We start from the raw sequence: 16,314 nt of genomic DNA on the forward strand, positions 1-16,314 counted from the left end.
AAAGCGAAGCGACAGGAGGAATGGAGATGATCGGAAGCTGGATCGTTCGGGCGGGACTTAAGGCGCTGCGGCTTGCTTCGCTATTGGCGGCCATCAGCGTGCTGTCCTTTCTGCTGGTCAGCCATTCGCCGGTCGATCCGGTACAGGCGTATATCGGAGCCGATATGATGACGGTCAGCCAGGAGCAAAGGACGATTATTGCTGAGTATTGGGGGCTAAACGATCCGCCGTTAACGCAATTTTTGAAATGGAGCTCTGCCTTGCTCCAAGGCGATTTGGGCATGTCCCTCATTTATCGGCAACCCGTTGCGGACGTAATCGGCGAGCGTTTTTTGCATTCGCTGGCTTTAATGGCGGTATCGTGGGTTTTGTCGGGCGTAATTGGCTTCACCGTTGGTGTCATCGCGGCGATGAACAAAGGCCGCTGGATTGATCAAGCAGTAAAAGCTTACTGCTACACGTTATCCTCCACGCCTGCTTTCTGGATGGGACTGCTGCTGCTGATCGTATTCGCCGTCTGGTTGGGCTGGTTTCCGGTCGGACTGGGCGTGCCAGCTGGCATGCTTGCGGACGAGGTAAGCTGGCTTGACCGGCTTCGCCATATGGCTTTACCGGCAATGACGCTTAGCGTTATCGGCATATCCAACATCGCCCTGCATACGAGGCAGAAACTGATTGACGTGCTGAACAGCGAATATATTCTATATGCGCGATCGAGGGGTGAAAGGGGAGTGCGGCTCTTTTTCCGGCATGGCCTTCGCAATGTCGCGCTTCCGGCGCTGACCCTGCAGTTTACATCATTCGGTGAGCTGTTCGGAGGGGCGGTACTGGCGGAGCAGGTTTTCTCTTATCCCGGTTTGGGGCAAGCGAGCGTGGAAGCTGGTCTGCGCGGCGACGTTCCGCTGCTCCTCGGCATCGTACTGTTTACTGCGATATTTGTGTTTGCGGGCAACTTGGCGGCAGATCTGCTGAGCAGGCTTGTCGACCCTCGAGTCAAGGCGAAGGAGGCGATTTGATTGAAGACGGAGACGCTGCAGTCGACATTTCGTCGCCGTTCGGTTTTGACGCTGTCGGCAGGGGCTGCCGCAGCCGCATGTATTGCCGCAGCCGTCGCCGGAGGCTGGCTGATCGGGGCTGATGGCCTAAGCACTCATCTGGAAGCGCGCAACCTGCCGCCGTCGGCAGCGCATTGGTTCGGGACCGATTGGCTTGGCCGGGATATGCTGGCCCGAACGGTAAAAGGGCTTGGGCTCAGCATTGCCGTCGGCCTGCTCGGAGCGGCGTCCAGCAGTCTGATCGCGGCGGTGCTTGGCACCGTAGCGGCGACGATGGGCCGCACGGCGGACCGCATCGTGACCTGGCTGATTGATTTGTTTTTGAGCGTTCCCCATTTGGTGACACTCATCCTGATAGCCTTTGTGTGCGGGGGAGGGTTAAAAGGAATTGTGATTGGCATCGCCTGCACCCATTGGCCAAGCTTGGCACGGTTGCTGCGCGCCGAATTGCTGCAAATACGCTCCGCCGACTACGTGCTGGCAGCTAGAAGGCTGGGACGGTCGCGCTTGGCCATCGCGGTGGAGCATATGATGCCGCAGGTACTGCCGCAGCTGTTGGTAGGTATGCTGCTAATGTTCCCACACGCGATTTTGCATGAAGCAGCCATTACGTTTATCGGGCTTGGCTTGTCGCCGCATCAGCCGGCTATCGGCATTATTTTATCCGAGTCCATGCGGTACTTGTCGACGGGCATGTGGTGGCTGGCCTTTTTTCCGGGGCTTTGCTTGCTGCTTGTGGTACGCTCATTCGATACGCTCGGCGGTTTGGCGAAACGGCTGACAGATACGAAAGGCTGACTTGCGGGAAAGGAGATCGGGAGGATGAGAGAAGCGCCGCTGCTGCACATTGAAAATCTAACGTTATCGTTTTATCGGCAGAAGGGACTTTTTAAACGGCAAGCGGTAAAGGTGCTTCATGGGGTCGACCTTGCGGTCAAGGCAGGTGAAATTGCAGCTGTTGTCGGCTCCAGCGGTTCGGGTAAAAGCTTGCTTGCACATGCAGTGATGGGGCTGCTTCCGGAAGAAGCCGAATGGTCGGGCCGAATCCATTATGACGGCGCTCCGCTTGACAGGAAGCGGCTGCAGCAGCTGCGCGGCAAGGAGATGGCGTTCGTGCCGCAGTCGGTGAATTACTTGGATCCGTTAATGAGAGCAGGCAAGCAGGTGCGTACGGCGGTTGCGGCAGCGGAAAGCAAACAGGCGGAGGAGATGCAGCGGAAAGCGTTCGAGCGAAGCGGTTTGCCAGCGGAGGCGTCCAGGCTGTATCCTCACCAGCTATCCGGCGGCATGGCCCGTCGGGTGCTGGCGCTTGGCGCGATTGTCAGCGGAGCGAGACTGATTATCGCGGACGAGCCGACGCCGGGGCTGGATGAGGTATCGCTTGCAGAGATCGCGAACCAGTTCCGCGAACTGGCTGATGCTGGCTGCGCGGTGCTGTTCATCACGCATGACATTCAGCTTGCCTTACGGATCGCCGACCGGGTTGCCGTGCTGTATGCCGGGCATGTGGTGGAGCATGCGGCGGTGGGCGATTTTGCAGGAGATGGTCATTTGCTGCGCCATCCCTATACCCGAGCGCTGTGGAGGGCGCTCCCAGAGAACGGCTTCGTCCCTGTTCCGGGGCTGCAGCCGCGTCCCGACGCTTTGCCGTCGGGCTGCCTGTATGCGCCGCGCTGCGGCGAAGCATCCGACGCATGCATGACGGAGCGTCCGGTGATGCGCGCGGTTCGAGGCGGGGCGACGAGGTGCTGCCATGCGACTTGAGGGAACGGGATTAGGCTACCGGTATGAGAAATCTGGAGCATGGACATTTCGGGAACGCTCTATGTCGGTAGAACGAGGCGAAGTGGTCGGGCTTGCCGGTCCGAGCGGCTGTGGCAAAACAACGCTCGGCAGGCTGCTGGCGGGCAACGCGATGGTAGATGAAGGTGCCGTATTATGCGGCGGGAGGCCGCTCCCGGCAAGCGGGTACAGTCCGGTGCAAATGGTGTTTCAGCATCCGGAGAAGGCGGTCAATCCGCGATGGCGGATGCGGCGCGTCGTGAACGAGGGCGGAGTCAAGGACGAGTCGTTGTTGGCTGCGCTTGGCATTGCGAGCGATTGGTTGGACAGGCGGCCGGATGAACTGTCGGGCGGCGAGCTGCAGCGTTTTTGCATTGCGCGAGCGCTCGGAGCGAGGACGCAATTCCTCATCGCCGACGAAATGACGACCATGCTGGATGCGCTGTCGCAAGCGCAAATTTGGCAAGCCGTGCTGCAAATTGCCCGCGAACGGCAGCTCGGCTTGCTCGTCATCAGCCACGATCGCGCGCTGCTGAACCGGGTGTGCGACCGTGTTGTGGAGTGGGGCGGTTGAGAGGAAACAAGCCTGTCGGGCCATGTGGCCGGACAGGCTTGTTTTTTTATCTGAGGGCGAGCGAGTGGCTCGCTGTTGGTATGTTTAGAGGAACAGCTGCGGGTCGTTTGTCGCTCTCCGGTTACTCGGCTGCGCGGTGAATAACTACGGAGTGACTTATCTTATCGTCTCCAGGTGCGTCTCGATCGCGAAGACAATAACTGCAAATTTGCAGTTATTTCTTTGATTTGGGAGCGATAGGCGGTCAATAACTGCGAAAAGGACGTTATTTGGCCTGCTGTCCCACTGCTTGCCCCGGTTGAGTGATCAATAACTGCAAATATGCAGTTATTTCTTTGGTTTCGGAGCGATAGGTGGTCAATAACTGCGAAAAGGACGTTATTTGGCCTGCTGTCCCACTGCTTGCCCCAGATAAGTGGTCAATAACTGCAAATTTGCAGTTATTTCTTTGATTTCGGAACGATAGGCGGTCAATAACTGCGAAAAGGACGTTATTTGATCTCGCACAGTCGCAACGCATGGTAGAGCGGGCGCACAGCTATGTGAGCTATGTGTATCAGCCCGAGTGCTCCGATTTCACACGGCGAGTATGAGTGCGAGCAGGTCTACGCTAGGGTCGCGGTGGAGACTTCACTTCACTAGACGCATACACTTTTGCCCGATCTCCTTACCCAATCATAATCTTGCCTTCCGGATGGCGATACAGTTCTTTCTCGCCCGGGGCGAGAGAGAATGCGAGTGTCAGCGGCCCCAGTCGGCCGACAAACATCATCGTAATGATGATCAGCTTGCCAATGGTGGAAAGCGTCGGCGTAAGTCCCGTCGACAGGCCGGTTGTGCCGAAGGCAGAAGTTACCTCGAATAATGCCGCCAGAATGTCCGCGTCCTCGACGGCACTAAGCAGCATCGTGAACAGCAGGATGGCCGCTAGTGAGATGATGGCGACGGTCAGCGCTTTGTGCACACGGTCTTTAGCGAGGCGCCGTTTGAAAAATACGACGTCCTGCTTGCCGCGAATCATAGCGATGACAGCACCGACGAGAATGGCGAACGTCGTTACTTTAATGCCCCCGCCTGCCGAGCCCGGCGAAGCGCCGACGAACATAAGCAGCACGAGCAGAAACTGGGTCGCATGCCGCATCGCGCCGATGTCCAGCGTGTTGGCGCCGCCCGAACGCGGCGAAATCGACTGGAACAAGGAGCTGTATAGTTTGCCGGATAGTCCGAGCGGCTCTAGTGTATTCGAGTTGGTAAATTCAAAAATAAAAATCAGTACCGCCCCAGCGAGGAACAGCACGCCGGAGGTGGAGAGCACGACTTTGGAATGCAGAGACAGCTTACGCTGCTTCGGATAGTCCCATACTTCCGCCAGTACGATAAAGCCGATGCCTCCAAGAAAAATGAGCATCATTACAACGAAGTTGACGATTGGATCGTCGACATGTCCGACAAAGCTGGAAAAGGGGCCGTGCAAGGAGCCCATGACATCGAAACCGGCGTTGGTGAACATAGAGACGCTATGGAAAACGCCCATATAGATCGCTTGATCCAGCGGCATGACGAGTGACCAGCGAATCGCAAGCAAAGCTGCGCCAGCCGCTTCGATAACAAATGCGTATACGAGTACCCGGCGAATGAATCGGACGATGCCTTCCAGCGACGTTTGATTCAGCGACTCCTGCAGCAGCAGCCGCTCGCGAAGCGAAATGCGTTTGCGGAAGGCGAGCGCAATCATCGTCGCCATCGTCATGAAGCCGAGACCGCCGATTTGCATCAGCATCAGAATCACGGTCTGTCCGAAACCGGAAAAATGAGTGCCTGTATCGACGACGACCAGTCCGGTGACGCATACGGCAGAGGTTGCCGTAAACAGCGCATCGATGAATGTAGTATGAGCACCCGGGGCGTTGGCCATGGGAAGAGAGAGCAGAACGGCACCGATGCTGATCAGCACAATAAAGCCGAACGTTAATATTTGCGGCGGCGTAATTTTTGAAAGTTTAGTTGGAAAAGAGAACTTGGGTTGTGACACTTGCGATGGCTCCTTTAGCACGCGGTTGAACCGAACGACGGCTGCATTTGAAATCTTCCCCTCATTATCTGGTATAATTAGGCTACATGCAACTAGGTAACCGGCATAATAAAAAGATGCAGCTGCCGGAACAGGAAAGGACGCCAGATGATGAGAACCAGATATGTTGCGACCTTGTCGCTTGCTGTAATGGGCGCCGGATTTATCGTTACCAAATATGCGCTTCCGGACGTCGGATGGGTTAGATTGCTGGAGAGCGGCTTCGAGGCAGGCCTTGTCGGCGGGATTGCCGACTGGTTCGCGGTGACTGCGCTGTTCCGCCATCCGCTTGGCATACCAATTCCGCACACTTCACTGCTGCTGAAGAACCGGAATAAAATCATCAACGCGCTCGTATCAGCGCTGGAAAATGAGCTGCTGAAAAAGGAGAGCATCAGCCGCAAGCTGCTCGATTTAAAGCTGTTCAACGGCCTTGCCAAGGCTGCTATATCGGGAATCGCACGCAAAAAGAACCGAGTCGGCTTAATCCGATTTGCGCAGACACTAATCGACAGGCTGCCGCTAGAGAAAGTTAGCGGATCACTTCAGCGCTATTTGGCGGAATATGCGCAAAAGCAGGATTTCGCTCCGATCGTCCGCAAGCTGACGGACAAATTCGCAAATGACGGCTGGGACGAGAAGACGCTGGATTTTGCACTTGAGTATGGAAAGGGCTGGGCGGCTAAAAAAGAAACCGAGCGGATGCTTGGCAATCTGGCTTACAGCAAGCTCGACGAGCTTCGGGTAGGAGGCTTTATGGGCTTTGCCGTACAAGCCTTCGTCGGTTTTATGAGTCCGGAGAAGCTGGGGCCGATGGTGCAAAATATGCTGCTTGGCGCGATACGCGACCTGAGTACGCCGGGCAGCGAGAGCCGGACGAAGCTGCTTGGCGAGTTAAGGGGCTGGGCCGAACGGCTTCCAGATAATGAGGAAGCCATGGAGAAGCTGAAACAAGTCGTTCAAACCGGCGCGGAAAGCGTAGAGACGGAAAGATTTATTCACATGCGGCTTGAGGAGCTTCGCCAACTGCTGCTGGATCGACTGGAGACCGAAAGCATGAACGGCGGCCGGTTGATCGTGAAGGCAACTCGTTATGTCGCTGATCAGGCGAAGGAACGGGAAGACCTGATTAGTCAGTGGGAGAAGTCGCTGCTTGAGTATGCTGTCAGTTTGATTGAGAAAAATCATTACCGCATCGGCCTGCTCGTACGCGACAACTTGAACCAAATGGACGATAAGGCGCTGGTGTCGATGCTTGAGGAGAAAATCGGCAACGACTTGCAATGGATTCGCGTCAACGGCGCGTTATGCGGATTTGCGGTCGGTCTTGTGCTTGGTTTGCTCTAAAAAAGAGGCGATGCGGTTCGCTGTAAGGCGGTTTTTCGTCTAACAGCGCCAAAAAGAGGTGGCGCGGCCCGTTGTAAGGCGGTTTTTCGTCTTACAGAGCCGAAAAGAGGCGAAGCGGCCTCGTGTAAGACGGTTTTACGTCTTACAGCGCTCAAAAGAGGCGAAGCGGCCTCGTGTAAGACGGTTTTACGTCTTACAGCGCTCAAAAGAGGCGTGCCGGTTCGCTGAAAGACGGTTTTTCGTCTTACAGCGCCGAAAAGAGGCGACGTGGCTAGCTGAAAGACGGTTTTTCGTCTTACAGCTCAATCGCAGCGGCGCTGGCTGCAACAAATCAACAAAGGGGATGAAAAGTAAGTATCAAACTTACTTTTCATCCCCTTTTATTATCACATTAGGAAGTGGACGGAATAAATTCCTCAGGGTGAAGACGAATGTAATCGGCGGATTTCTTTATCACCGTTCTTGAAGCAGAGCAGTAGCGGAGATAAAGGGGGCGGATTTCGGCATGCAGATCGGCATCGCGTTCGAGATCTTGAAGCGAGACCTCAAAACGCTCCAAACTTCTCGGATACTGGCGCGCATCCAGCACGCGCTCGGTCTCAACCAGAACAGAAGCCGTCTCTTCGTCGCCGAAGAAGCGGAGAGCTTTCAGCAATCCATTCCATCTCGGCGGCTGGGCCATGCTGTACGCGGTTCGCCAGTAGTACTCTGCATCATCGACTACGGCATGCTTGTCGAAAGTCAGAAAAACAAACAATGCTTGCTTGCCTTTACTCCAATTGCCGAATAACGCTTCAAAAGATTCTCCTCGTCTTTGCGCTTCTTTATACGCCTCGATCAGCGGGGCGAAGCAGGCATTGCCAAGCTTCTCGTCACTGTAGGCAGCAAGCGCGGTCCAATCCATTTTCGAATTAATAGGTAGATCACTCCTTCATTTCTATTATATTGAAAACGGCGACGGCGAGCCAGTTTCTTTAGTGCAAGGATTTAAAGGCAGAGCTATAATACGTAAATAAGAAGAAACGGCAAGAACGTTAGAAGCAGGGGGAAAACAATTGGGGCAGCCGCTTTTATCTATCCAACATATCGGAAAGCAGAAATCGGATTCTTCCGGCCAATGGCTGTTCCGAAATATTACCGCAAGCGTCGAGCGGGGAGACCGGATTGCGCTGCTTGGCGCGTCGGGAACTGGAAAGAGCACACTGCTGCGAATCGTTTCGCGGCTAGATAGCGAGGATGAAGGCGAGCTGTTGCTCGAGGGCTTGCCCAAGCAGCGCTGCACACCGCAGGAATGGCGGAAAAAAGTATGCTACGTGGCGCAATTGCCGGTGATGCTGCCTGGTACGGTTGAGCAAAATTTGCGGACCGTCAGCGAGTTGCATCGCTTGCCGTTCGATCAGGAGTTGGCCCGCCGTTTTATGGCGGAAGCGGGACTCGGCGGCATGGATTGGCAGAAGCTGGCCGCAGACCTGTCCGGCGGGGAGAAACAGCGGGTTGCGCTCGTTCGCTCGCTGCTGCTCCGTCCGTCATTGCTGCTGCTGGACGAATCGACCTCGTCGCTTGATCCCGCCAGCAAGGATGCGGTGGAGCAAATGATCAACCGCTGGTTGGCGGAAGAAGGGGCTGCAGCGCTGTGGATTACGCACGACATGGAGCAGAGCCTTTCGGTTAGCGATCAAATATGGTTTATGGGCGAAGGGATGCTGCTGGAGCGCAGCGGGACGAAAGTCTTCTTCGAAGGGCCGGCGACCGAACAGGCCCAACGATTTATTCAGCGTCCCGACAACAGGGGAGGGATGGCGGATGAGTAACTGGGCTCTCCTCTTTACGCTCGTATTTGTAGCCGTTACCGTCTTTCTGTCCATCAAGCAGAAGCTGGGGCTGGAGCGGGACATTACTGTCGGAACAATACGCACCGCTGTTCAACTGCTTATTATCGGCTACGTGCTGCACTACCTATTTGACGCCAATCATCCGATTTACATCGTCGCGATCCTGCTTGCCATGATCGGCGTCGCTTCGTGGAATGCCGGCTCGCGGGCGAAGGAAATTCGCGGCATTCGGCTGCGTATCGCGATTGCGCTGGCTTGTACAGAGACGCTGACGATGGCGATTCTGCTCGGCTTCTCGATCATCGAGCCGACGCCAAGGTACATCATTCCGGTTAGCGGTATGATCATCGGCAGCTCCATGGTTGTGGCGGGCATTTATTTGAATCAAATGAAACGGGAATTGGAGTCGGCGCGCGGAGAGGTCGAGGCATTGCTTGCACTAGGCGCATCGGCGAAGCAGGCGATTCGCGGTGCGGTAAAACGCTCGGTGCGCTCAAGCATGATTCCGACGATCGACAGCATGAAGACGGTCGGACTTGTGCAGTTGCCTGGCATGATGACAGGAATGATTGTGGCCGGCGCCGATCCGATCGAAGCGGTCCGCTATCAAATTCTCGTTATGTTCTCGCTATCCTCGGCTGCCGCTATAACGGCGATGCTGCTAAGCCAAATCAGTCTCAAACTTTGGTTTACGAAAGAACTGCAGCCGGTACGCACAAAATAAGAAGCGGACAATATGATACGGGCAATGTGATGCCGCAGACGCTTCTATGATATGATGGGAACGAGTAGCCGAAAGCTTATTTTAGCAACGATTGGAGAAGGTACGCCGTGAGTGAAACGTTGAACGAACTTTTAAAGCAGGAAGAGGAGCTGCAATTCCCGTCTTTTACGAATGAGGATGCTCTTCGGTTGGGATTGCTTATTATCGAAACGGCGAAGGCGGAGTTTGACAAAGGGATTGCCGTCCATATCGAAAACGACAAGCATCCATTGTTTACGCATTTCATGCAAGGAACCGACGATGGTAACGTATATTGGATTAATGCCAAGAAGAACGTTGTGAATCGTTTCGGCAACAGCTCCTTGTACGTCGGGGAGTCGTATAAAGCGAAAGGAACGACGTTCAAGGAAAGCGCCGGCCTGCCGGAAGAGGAGTATCAAGGTGAAGGCGGTTCGTTCCCATTAATCGTGCGTGGGCAAGGCAAAGTCGGCACGGTTACGGTAACTGGCTTGCAAGGCGAGCAAGATCATTATTTGGCGGTCGAAGGCATCCGCAAGTTTTTGCAGCTGTAAGAGTAAATGTAGATGTAAATTTAAAATGAAATAAGGACGGTTTCGAAAACAGCCTCTCGGCATGCTTCGGAACCGTCTCTTTTTTTCGCAAAAAAAAAAGACGTCTGATCGGCGCTAGCACCTGGTTGCTCCCCCATCCCATCCCATCCCGAGAAACATTGTTTCACCAAAAAGAGACGGCTGCCTCAAGCAAGGCAAATCCGTCTCTCTTTTTGCTGCGTTAAACAGAAATACGCGGTAACCATCTAAAATAATGACGTGTAAAAGTCCGCTTGACGCAGCAAGGCCGATTGCTCGGCTTCTGTTGGCCGGAAGCTTCCGGCGCCGGAGCGGCCGAGACATACTTGGCCGATCGCGTCTTCAATAAGCCTGCGCTGCAGGCGCTCGCGGTCACCGCGGCCTTTAGACGCCGATTCTTTCTCGTTCGTTGCCAGCTGCAGGCGCTCGCGATCAGCGCCGCTTTTAGACGCCGGTTCCTTCTCGTTCGTCGCAAGCTGCAGATCGACGAGGCCAATATAACGCGGCAGCGAAGCGGCCCACATTCCCCAATCGCGGGGCAAATCCCGCTCGGCGAGCGCTGCTTCGCTCCAGCCGAAGCCCGCATCGGTCGCGATCCTGAGGCAGGCGCGCTTGCTGCCAGCCGGTTCGGCTGCGGGAACGACATACAATTCAATTCGGGAAATGTTCAGAATAGGCGGCAGCTGCCAAATATCCGGCAGCCGTTCCGCGGATTCTCTAATGACGGCTATCATGGCTATTTACTCTCCTCAATTTCACTGACGGAGTCGCCGGACCCAAAAAATGCACGGTCAGGTCCGTCTCCATTGCACTTCTCGATCATCGCATCTTCCGCTCCCGAAAGCAAGGCTTGCGGGCGTCCATCCTTTGCCAATTCCGTTTCGCTTTGTCTCACCCTACACGTTTGTCAGGCATAATATATTCCAGTATCCCTAGTGCATTATCCGAGAGGAGCCGGACGAGAATGGGCAGAGAATTTATCGATTTGTTCGACGAATGGTCGAAGGACTACGACTTGACGGTGGCGGGGCAGGATGAGCAGTACAGGGAAGTGTTCGCAGGATATGACGGGATTTTGGAGGCGGTTGCCTCCAGAAGCGCCGGTACGGTCGTCGAATTTGGCGTTGGTACGGGCAACTTGACCGAGAGGCTGCTGGCCCGCGGCAGGCAGGTTTACGGCATCGAGCCGTCTCCCGGCATGAGGAGGCAAATCGGCAAGCGAGCTTTGCCGTTTACGCTGCTGGACGGCGATTTTTTGCAATTTCCGCCGCTCCCAGCGAAGGTGGATACAATCGTCAGCACCTACGCGTTTCATCATTTGACCGACGGGGAGAAGGATGCGGCGATTGAATTGTATGGACGGTTGCTCGGCCCGGGCGGGAAAATCGTATTTGCAGATACGGCGTATCGCGACGACGAGGAGCGGAAAGCGATTCAGGACTCCGCACGCGAGGCGGGATACGACCAGTTGCTGAACGACTTGCTGACCGAATATTATACGACGCTGGATGTGCTGGAGAAGGCTTTTACCCGCTACGGATTCTCTGTCGACTTTAGCAGGCTGAACCGATATGTCTGGCTGATGGACGCTACGAAAAACTAGATCGGGGGAAAGCGGCATGGCCTATTACCGCAATGTGCAGGAAACAATCGGAAATACGCCGCTTGTCGAGCTTACCCGGTTTCCGCTTCCGAGAGGAGTTAGACTGTTCGCAAAGCTGGAATTTATGAATCCGGGCGGCAGCGTCAAGGACCGGCTGGGCAAGAGGCTGCTTGAAGACGCGTTTGAGAAAGGCCTGCTGAGAGCGGGCGGCACACTGATCGAGCCGACGGCGGGAAATACAGGTATCGGACTGGCGCTGGCTGCGATAGGCAAAGGCATTCGAGTTATTTTCGTCGTACCGGACAAATTCAGCGTCGAAAAGCAGCAGCTAATGCGGGCTCTCGGAGCAGAGGTGGTCAATACGCCGGCCAGTGAAGGCATGCTTGGCGCCATTCGGAAAGCGGAGCAGCTGACGAAAGAAATACCGGGCGCATACAGCCCCGCGCAATTTTCGAATCCGGCCAACCCGGCCACTTACTACGACACGCTTGCCCCGGAAATATGGCGGGATATGGGTGGCAAACTGGACGTGTTTGTGGCGGGAGCGGGCTCGGGTGGAACGTTTATGGGCGCTGCCGCTTTTTTAAAACAAAAAAATCCGGCCATTCGGACGGTCGTTGTCGAGCCGCAGGGCTCGATTTTGGCAGGCGGGACGGCAGGTTCGCATAAGACGGAAGGCATTGGCGTGGAAAAGCTGGCTCCGTTCATGAACGTCGCTTACTTTGACGGTATTCATACGATTGGCGATGAGGAAGCTTTCGCGCAAACGAAGGAGCTTGCGCTGCGGGAAGGGCTGCTCGTTGGCAGCTCTTCCGGGGCGGCCATGCAGGCTGCATTAAACGAAGCGCATGCAGCGGTTCCCGGCAGCCATATCGTCACTGTATTTCCGGATGGGAGCGACCGTTACTTAAGCAAAAAGATATACGAAGGAGGAATATGAACGTGAGGCGGTTGACGAAGCTCATTCACGGCGGCATTTCCGGCGATCCGAACACGGGGGCGGTCAGCGTCCCTATTTATCAAGTCAGCACTTATAAGCAGGAAGCGGTGGGCGTTCACCGTGGATACGAATATTCCCGGACCGCTAATCCGACCCGCCATGCGCTGGAGTCGTTCATTGCCGATCTGGAAGAAGGAGAGCGAGGCTTCGCTTTCGCCTCTGGGATGGCGTCCATTTCGGCGACGCTCATGCTGCTCAATGCCGGAGACCATCTGATCGTCAACGATGACGTGTACGGAGGGACGTACCGGATTGTGGCAAAGGTGCTGGGCCGCCTCGGGCTGGAAGCCTCCTTCGTTGATCCGGCGGATCCCGCCGCTTTGGCCGGGGCGATTAAGCCCAATACGAAGGCGCTGTTTCTTGAGACGCCGACCAATCCATTGCTGAAAATCACGGACATCGCCGAAGCGGCCGATTTTGCCAAGGAGCATAACCTTCTGCTCATCGTCGATAATACGTTCAGCACGCCTTACTGGCAAACGCCGCTCACGCTGGGCGCGGATATTGTCGTCCATTCCGCAACCAAATATTTGGGCGGACACAGCGACGTAGTAGCAGGGCTTGCTGTCGTGAACGACGAGAGCCTCGGCGAAAGGCTGCACTTCATCCAGAACGCCGTCGGCGGCGTGCTCGGTCCGCAGGACAGCTGGCTGCTGATGCGCGGCATGAAAACGCTGGGATTGCGAATGGAAGCCCACGAGCGAAATGCGCGTGCGGTGGCCGAAACGTTGGCGGCTCATCCATCCGTCCGGCGCGTCTATTATCCGGGGCTTGCGGAGCATCCCGGCCACGAGACGGCCAAGCGGCAAATGCGCGGGTTCGGCGGCATGGTCGGCTTTGATGTCGGAGACGGACAAAAAGCCGCAGCCGTTTTACGGCAATTACGGCTTTTTACGTTGGCGGAAAGCTTGGGAGCGGTGGAAAGTCTCGTATCCGTTCCGGCTCTAATGACGCATGCTTCCATTCCGAAGGAGAGAAGGGAGACGCTGGGCATATCGGAAGGGTTAATCCGACTGTCCGTCGGAATTGAGGATGGGGAGGATTTGAAGGAGGATTTGCTGGAGAGTCTTGACGTTCTGTAATTAAAAGTTGGCGGATTTGCCAGATAGCGTCGAAACGATGAGGTTAACCTTGCGCAGTGAAAAAGGTTGACTGGTCGGGCAAGAGTTCCCTGGCTCTGTCAATGCTTCATGGAAAAAGCGAGACGCATTTAATGTGATCAATATGCTGCACGATCAGCCTGTTGTTGGGCAGGCGCAGCAGCAGGAAAGCGTCGCCTATCCGCTCAACGTAGCCGACTAGACCTGGAGAAGCTCCCGGCTGCACGTTCACGGCGCAGCCTTGCGCCTGGAGCAGCCATTCGCGGAACGTCTGCGGCTTCTCCTTTTTTTCTTGCTCGGATTCCGGCGGTGCGGCCGACGGCCATTCTAGGCCTCCGCTCAACGGCATCAGCCATTTTAGGTGCGTAATGGGCACGGTCAGCCGTCCTCCGCCAAACGTCTCATACTCGAAGTAGTCGTCCGTAACATCGGCAATCGTCCCGAAGAAGGAAAGATGCCGATCCAGTTTGATTTGCGAAGGCAATCCCGTCGCGCGGACAAGGGATTCGAAGAGCTTTAACTTGCCGCCTTCATGATTTGCAGCGTTCGTATTCGGCGAGGAGTCTGATAGTTTCTCCTCCGTAAGCTCCGCCTGCAAAATGTGCCCGATGGCGACATACACGTAGCTTTCGTTCTGCAGCAGAACCGCAGCGTCGCTGCCGCAATCGATTAGAGTGCCGGTAAGCTTGCCGCTGCCCGCCAGCTCCAAACTTACCTCTTTACCGACGTAATCATAAAACATCTAATCAACCTCCTCCTTTCTTAATGAGACGGATACAGCCAGGAAACCCAAAGCGCCAAGCCGACAAGCGTAAAGACGAGAGTTGGCGGTATGACGATAAACGTAACCTTCATATATTCCTTCCAGCTCATTTTGACCTTGTGTTGTTTCAAAATATGCAGCCAGATCAAGGAAGCAAGCGTCCCGATCGGGAGTAGAAGCGAGCCGATATCGCTGCCGATTACGCTGGCCAAATAAGAAATTTTAAGCGTCAGCGGGTCCAGTCCCATATGCGTCAACGTCAGTGTGCCGACCATCAGCGCAGGATGGTTGTTGAAGATGGTAGACATGACGGATAGCAGTCCGCCCATTAGCAGGCTGGCGTTCATCAGGTTGCCGGATACGAGCGGCTCAAAGAGTGCGACGAGGCTCTCGGTTAAACCGATATTGTTTAAGCCGTAAATAATGATATACATGCCGAAGGCAAAGACGAGGATATGCCAAGGGATTTTCGTAACGATGTCTTTCGGAGATACTTTCAAATAGATCCAGCGCCAGAGGAGCAATACAATTGATCCAGCGACCGCTACCATTTCGATAGGAATATGAATGTAGGAAGCGCCGAACAGGCTGAGGCGAATGGCGAAGACGAACAGCAGAACATTTTGCATAAAGCGGTTGCTGTACTTTTGTTTGACGAGTGTTGCGGCAACCGAGCGGTCGCTCAAAGGATGATGGCCTGCCGATTTATGCGGAGGGTTATGATGCGGCGGAAGTGTCGTGATGGAGACGGTCTTCGGAATGCGTTTCGGAAGCTGCTTATAGAAGCAAAGGAAGAGCAGGAAGGTGAGGAAGAGGAGGCCGAGAGTTGCGGGGACGAACATCATCAGCGTATGCATGTATAAATCCATATGGACGATTTTCAACGCGATCAGGTTGACGATGTTGCTGACGCCGATTGGCGCGCTCGAGGCGGTGGCGATTAAAGCGCCGGAGAGGAGATAAGGGATTTTTTGATGATTTTTGAGGCCGAGATGGCGAAGCATAATGAGCAGAATCGGCGTTGTAATGAGAATGCTTCCGTCATTGTTGAAGAACAGCGTCATTAAAAAGCAGAGCAGATTGACGTACCAGAATAAACGAATGCCTGAGCCTTTGGCCCTTATAGCCAAACCTTCCGCGGCCCAGACAAAAAATCCGAAGCTTTCCAATACGATAGCCATAACGATGGTGGCCATAATTGTAATGGCGGCCCCGCTGACGGTCCCGCTTATTGTCGCAAGATCGGTCAGCGACACGGTTCCACTCAATAGGACAAGCAAGGCTCCGAAAGTAGCAGGTACGGCTTCGTTCAGTCCTCTCGGCCGCCATAAGATCAGGATGACGGTTATGAGAAACGAGAGTATCGTGAGCCAAGCCCCGGTTGTTAGTACCAAATGTCGATCACCTCGTATTCTGTTTTCTGCCGGCGAATTATTCGCCCACAACCGACGGCAGCTTTGAATTGCTCTCGCAATGCTTGGCCGGTTGAGAAGATAGCGTCGACGATGGCTGCGCGGCATGATGAACCGAAGGAGGAGTCAGAAGCCAGATGAGCGAAATGCCAGCCATGCAAACGATAAGGACAATTATCAAGGCAAAGCCTCCTTTCCGGATATTATGCCCAACAGCATCTATCTCTAGCAGATATTGATAGGATATATATATGTGCCTGTCAGACGATAAGTGCTGGGACATCTGCAACAATTAATAGAGGTTGTTCAACCTTTTTGGTGCTGAAAACCGGATTTTTTGAACTCGCACTTATAGAAAGCGGGGACAAAAACCAGCTAATGTTTGTCAAGCTTTGACCTCTTGGTCTTTAAGAAAAATCTTGTTATAATTCTATACATGCCAAATAACCTCCGTTGTAGCG

Annotated in this window: 17 protein-coding genes; 11 read left to right on the forward strand and 6 right to left on the reverse strand. The window is 54.7% G+C overall.

Features of this window, described 5'->3' with window-relative positions; genetic code table 11:
• Window positions 1–26: 26 nt before the first annotated feature.
• From ACFVTB_RS13140 to ACFVTB_RS13155, 4 genes are read left to right on the forward strand one after another with little or no spacing between them, the layout of a single operon-like run.
• Window positions 27–1,016, forward strand: coding sequence for an ABC transporter permease (locus ACFVTB_RS13140; RefSeq protein ID WP_387749321.1), 990 nt, complete (start codon window positions 27–29; stop codon window positions 1,014–1,016).
• A gap of 15 nt (window positions 1,017–1,031) precedes the next feature.
• Complete coding sequence (locus ACFVTB_RS13145; protein ID WP_387749412.1) at window positions 1,032–1,853, forward strand: ABC transporter permease; 822 nt, start codon at window positions 1,032–1,034, stop codon at window positions 1,851–1,853.
• 24 nt (window positions 1,854–1,877) lie between these two features.
• A complete protein-coding gene (locus ACFVTB_RS13150) occupies window positions 1,878–2,819 on the forward strand; it encodes an ABC transporter ATP-binding protein (protein WP_387749323.1) in 942 nt (313 codons plus the stop codon).
• A complete protein-coding gene (locus ACFVTB_RS13155; RefSeq protein WP_387749325.1) occupies window positions 2,809–3,411 on the forward strand; it encodes an ABC transporter ATP-binding protein in 603 nt (200 codons plus the stop codon). The genes ACFVTB_RS13150 and ACFVTB_RS13155 overlap by 11 nt, the downstream gene beginning before the upstream one ends.
• Window positions 3,412–4,078: 667 nt before the next feature.
• Here ACFVTB_RS13155 and ACFVTB_RS13160 read toward each other — a convergent pair.
• Window positions 4,079–5,443, reverse strand: a complete 1,365-nt coding sequence (locus ACFVTB_RS13160) for a TrkH family potassium uptake protein (protein WP_387749327.1) — start codon at window positions 5,441–5,443, stop codon at window positions 4,079–4,081.
• A gap of 147 nt (window positions 5,444–5,590) precedes the next feature.
• Here ACFVTB_RS13160 and ACFVTB_RS13165 point away from each other — a divergent pair, with 147 nt between their 5' ends.
• Window positions 5,591–6,829, forward strand: coding sequence for a DUF445 domain-containing protein (locus tag ACFVTB_RS13165; protein ID WP_387749330.1), 1,239 nt, complete (start codon window positions 5,591–5,593; stop codon window positions 6,827–6,829).
• 391 nt (window positions 6,830–7,220) lie between these two features.
• On the opposite strand, the gene ACFVTB_RS13170 is transcribed toward ACFVTB_RS13165, so the two are convergent.
• Window positions 7,221–7,733, reverse strand: coding sequence for a hypothetical protein (locus ACFVTB_RS13170; RefSeq protein WP_387749333.1), 513 nt, complete (start codon window positions 7,731–7,733; stop codon window positions 7,221–7,223).
• Between the two features lie 151 nt (window positions 7,734–7,884).
• Here ACFVTB_RS13170 and ACFVTB_RS13175 point away from each other — a divergent pair, with 151 nt between their 5' ends.
• The 3 genes from ACFVTB_RS13175 (at window position 7,885) to ACFVTB_RS13185 (ending at window position 9,957) form a co-directional block, all read left to right on the forward strand.
• A complete protein-coding gene (locus ACFVTB_RS13175) occupies window positions 7,885–8,640 on the forward strand; it encodes an ABC transporter ATP-binding protein (RefSeq protein WP_387749336.1) in 756 nt (251 codons plus the stop codon).
• Window positions 8,633–9,385 (forward strand): ABC transporter permease, encoded by a 753-nt coding sequence (locus ACFVTB_RS13180; RefSeq protein ID WP_387749338.1) that lies wholly within the window; start codon window positions 8,633–8,635, stop codon window positions 9,383–9,385. Before ACFVTB_RS13175 ends, ACFVTB_RS13180 begins: the two co-directional genes overlap by 8 nt.
• Window positions 9,386–9,492: 107 nt before the next feature.
• Window positions 9,493–9,957, forward strand: a complete 465-nt coding sequence (locus tag ACFVTB_RS13185; RefSeq protein ID WP_387749341.1) for a heme-degrading domain-containing protein — start codon at window positions 9,493–9,495, stop codon at window positions 9,955–9,957.
• A 245-nt stretch (window positions 9,958–10,202) separates the two neighbouring features.
• On the opposite strand, the gene ACFVTB_RS13190 is transcribed toward ACFVTB_RS13185, so the two are convergent.
• Window positions 10,203–10,709: a hypothetical protein gene (locus tag ACFVTB_RS13190; RefSeq protein ID WP_387749344.1), complete on the reverse strand. Its 507-nt coding sequence runs from the start codon at window positions 10,707–10,709 to the stop codon at window positions 10,203–10,205.
• Between the two features lie 230 nt (window positions 10,710–10,939).
• Between ACFVTB_RS13190 and ACFVTB_RS13195 the strand changes: the two genes are divergently transcribed.
• Genes ACFVTB_RS13195 through ACFVTB_RS13205 form a run of 3 tightly spaced genes read left to right on the forward strand, consistent with a single transcriptional unit; the run spans window position 10,940 to window position 13,660 of the window.
• Window positions 10,940–11,578, forward strand: coding sequence for a class I SAM-dependent methyltransferase (locus tag ACFVTB_RS13195; RefSeq protein WP_387749347.1), 639 nt, complete (start codon window positions 10,940–10,942; stop codon window positions 11,576–11,578).
• Between the two features lie 16 nt (window positions 11,579–11,594).
• Window positions 11,595–12,518, forward strand: a complete 924-nt coding sequence (locus ACFVTB_RS13200) for a PLP-dependent cysteine synthase family protein (protein ID WP_387749350.1) — start codon at window positions 11,595–11,597, stop codon at window positions 12,516–12,518.
• Between the two features lie 2 nt (window positions 12,519–12,520).
• Entirely contained in the window at window positions 12,521–13,660 is a 1,140-nt protein-coding gene (locus tag ACFVTB_RS13205; protein ID WP_387749352.1) for a bifunctional cystathionine gamma-lyase/homocysteine desulfhydrase, read from the forward strand.
• Between the two features lie 106 nt (window positions 13,661–13,766).
• Here ACFVTB_RS13205 and ACFVTB_RS13210 read toward each other — a convergent pair whose 3' ends face one another.
• From ACFVTB_RS13210 to ACFVTB_RS13220, 3 genes are read right to left on the reverse strand one after another with little or no spacing between them, the layout of a single operon-like run.
• The gene (locus tag ACFVTB_RS13210; protein ID WP_387749355.1) at window positions 13,767–14,420 is read right to left on the reverse strand and encodes a hypothetical protein; all 654 of its coding nucleotides are present in this window, start codon (window positions 14,418–14,420) and stop codon (window positions 13,767–13,769) included.
• 20 nt (window positions 14,421–14,440) lie between these two features.
• Complete coding sequence (locus ACFVTB_RS13215; RefSeq protein WP_387749358.1) at window positions 14,441–15,835, reverse strand: arsenic transporter; 1,395 nt, start codon at window positions 15,833–15,835, stop codon at window positions 14,441–14,443.
• 37 nt (window positions 15,836–15,872) lie between these two features.
• The gene (locus ACFVTB_RS13220; RefSeq protein ID WP_387749361.1) at window positions 15,873–16,034 is read right to left on the reverse strand and encodes a hypothetical protein; all 162 of its coding nucleotides are present in this window, start codon (window positions 16,032–16,034) and stop codon (window positions 15,873–15,875) included.
• Window positions 16,035–16,314 lie beyond the last annotated feature (280 nt).

Source organism: Paenibacillus sp. NPDC058071 (genome assembly GCF_042885235.1).
In the GTDB taxonomy this organism is placed as follows: Bacteria; Bacillota; Bacilli; order Paenibacillales; family Paenibacillaceae; genus Pristimantibacillus.

Excerpts from the sequence above, each read along its gene's own strand:
- ACFVTB_RS13140 (WP_387749321.1), top strand. The coding sequence starts at position 27 with ATGATCGGAAGCTGGATCGTTCGGGCGGGACTTAAGGCGCTGCGGCTT.
- ACFVTB_RS13190 (WP_387749344.1), bottom strand. The coding sequence starts at position 10,709 with ATGATAGCCGTCATTAGAGAATCCGCGGAACGGCTGCCGGATATTTGG.
- ACFVTB_RS13200 (WP_387749350.1), top strand. The coding sequence starts at position 11,595 with ATGGCCTATTACCGCAATGTGCAGGAAACAATCGGAAATACGCCGCTT.
- ACFVTB_RS13155 (WP_387749325.1), top strand. The coding sequence starts at position 2,809 with ATGCGACTTGAGGGAACGGGATTAGGCTACCGGTATGAGAAATCTGGA.
- ACFVTB_RS13180 (WP_387749338.1), top strand. The coding sequence starts at position 8,633 with ATGAGTAACTGGGCTCTCCTCTTTACGCTCGTATTTGTAGCCGTTACC.
- ACFVTB_RS13195 (WP_387749347.1), top strand. The coding sequence starts at position 10,940 with ATGGGCAGAGAATTTATCGATTTGTTCGACGAATGGTCGAAGGACTAC.
- ACFVTB_RS13150 (WP_387749323.1), top strand. The coding sequence starts at position 1,878 with ATGAGAGAAGCGCCGCTGCTGCACATTGAAAATCTAACGTTATCGTTT.
- ACFVTB_RS13210 (WP_387749355.1), bottom strand. The coding sequence starts at position 14,420 with ATGTTTTATGATTACGTCGGTAAAGAGGTAAGTTTGGAGCTGGCGGGC.
- ACFVTB_RS13170 (WP_387749333.1), bottom strand. The coding sequence starts at position 7,733 with ATGGATTGGACCGCGCTTGCTGCCTACAGTGACGAGAAGCTTGGCAAT.
- ACFVTB_RS13165 (WP_387749330.1), top strand. The coding sequence starts at position 5,591 with ATGATGAGAACCAGATATGTTGCGACCTTGTCGCTTGCTGTAATGGGC.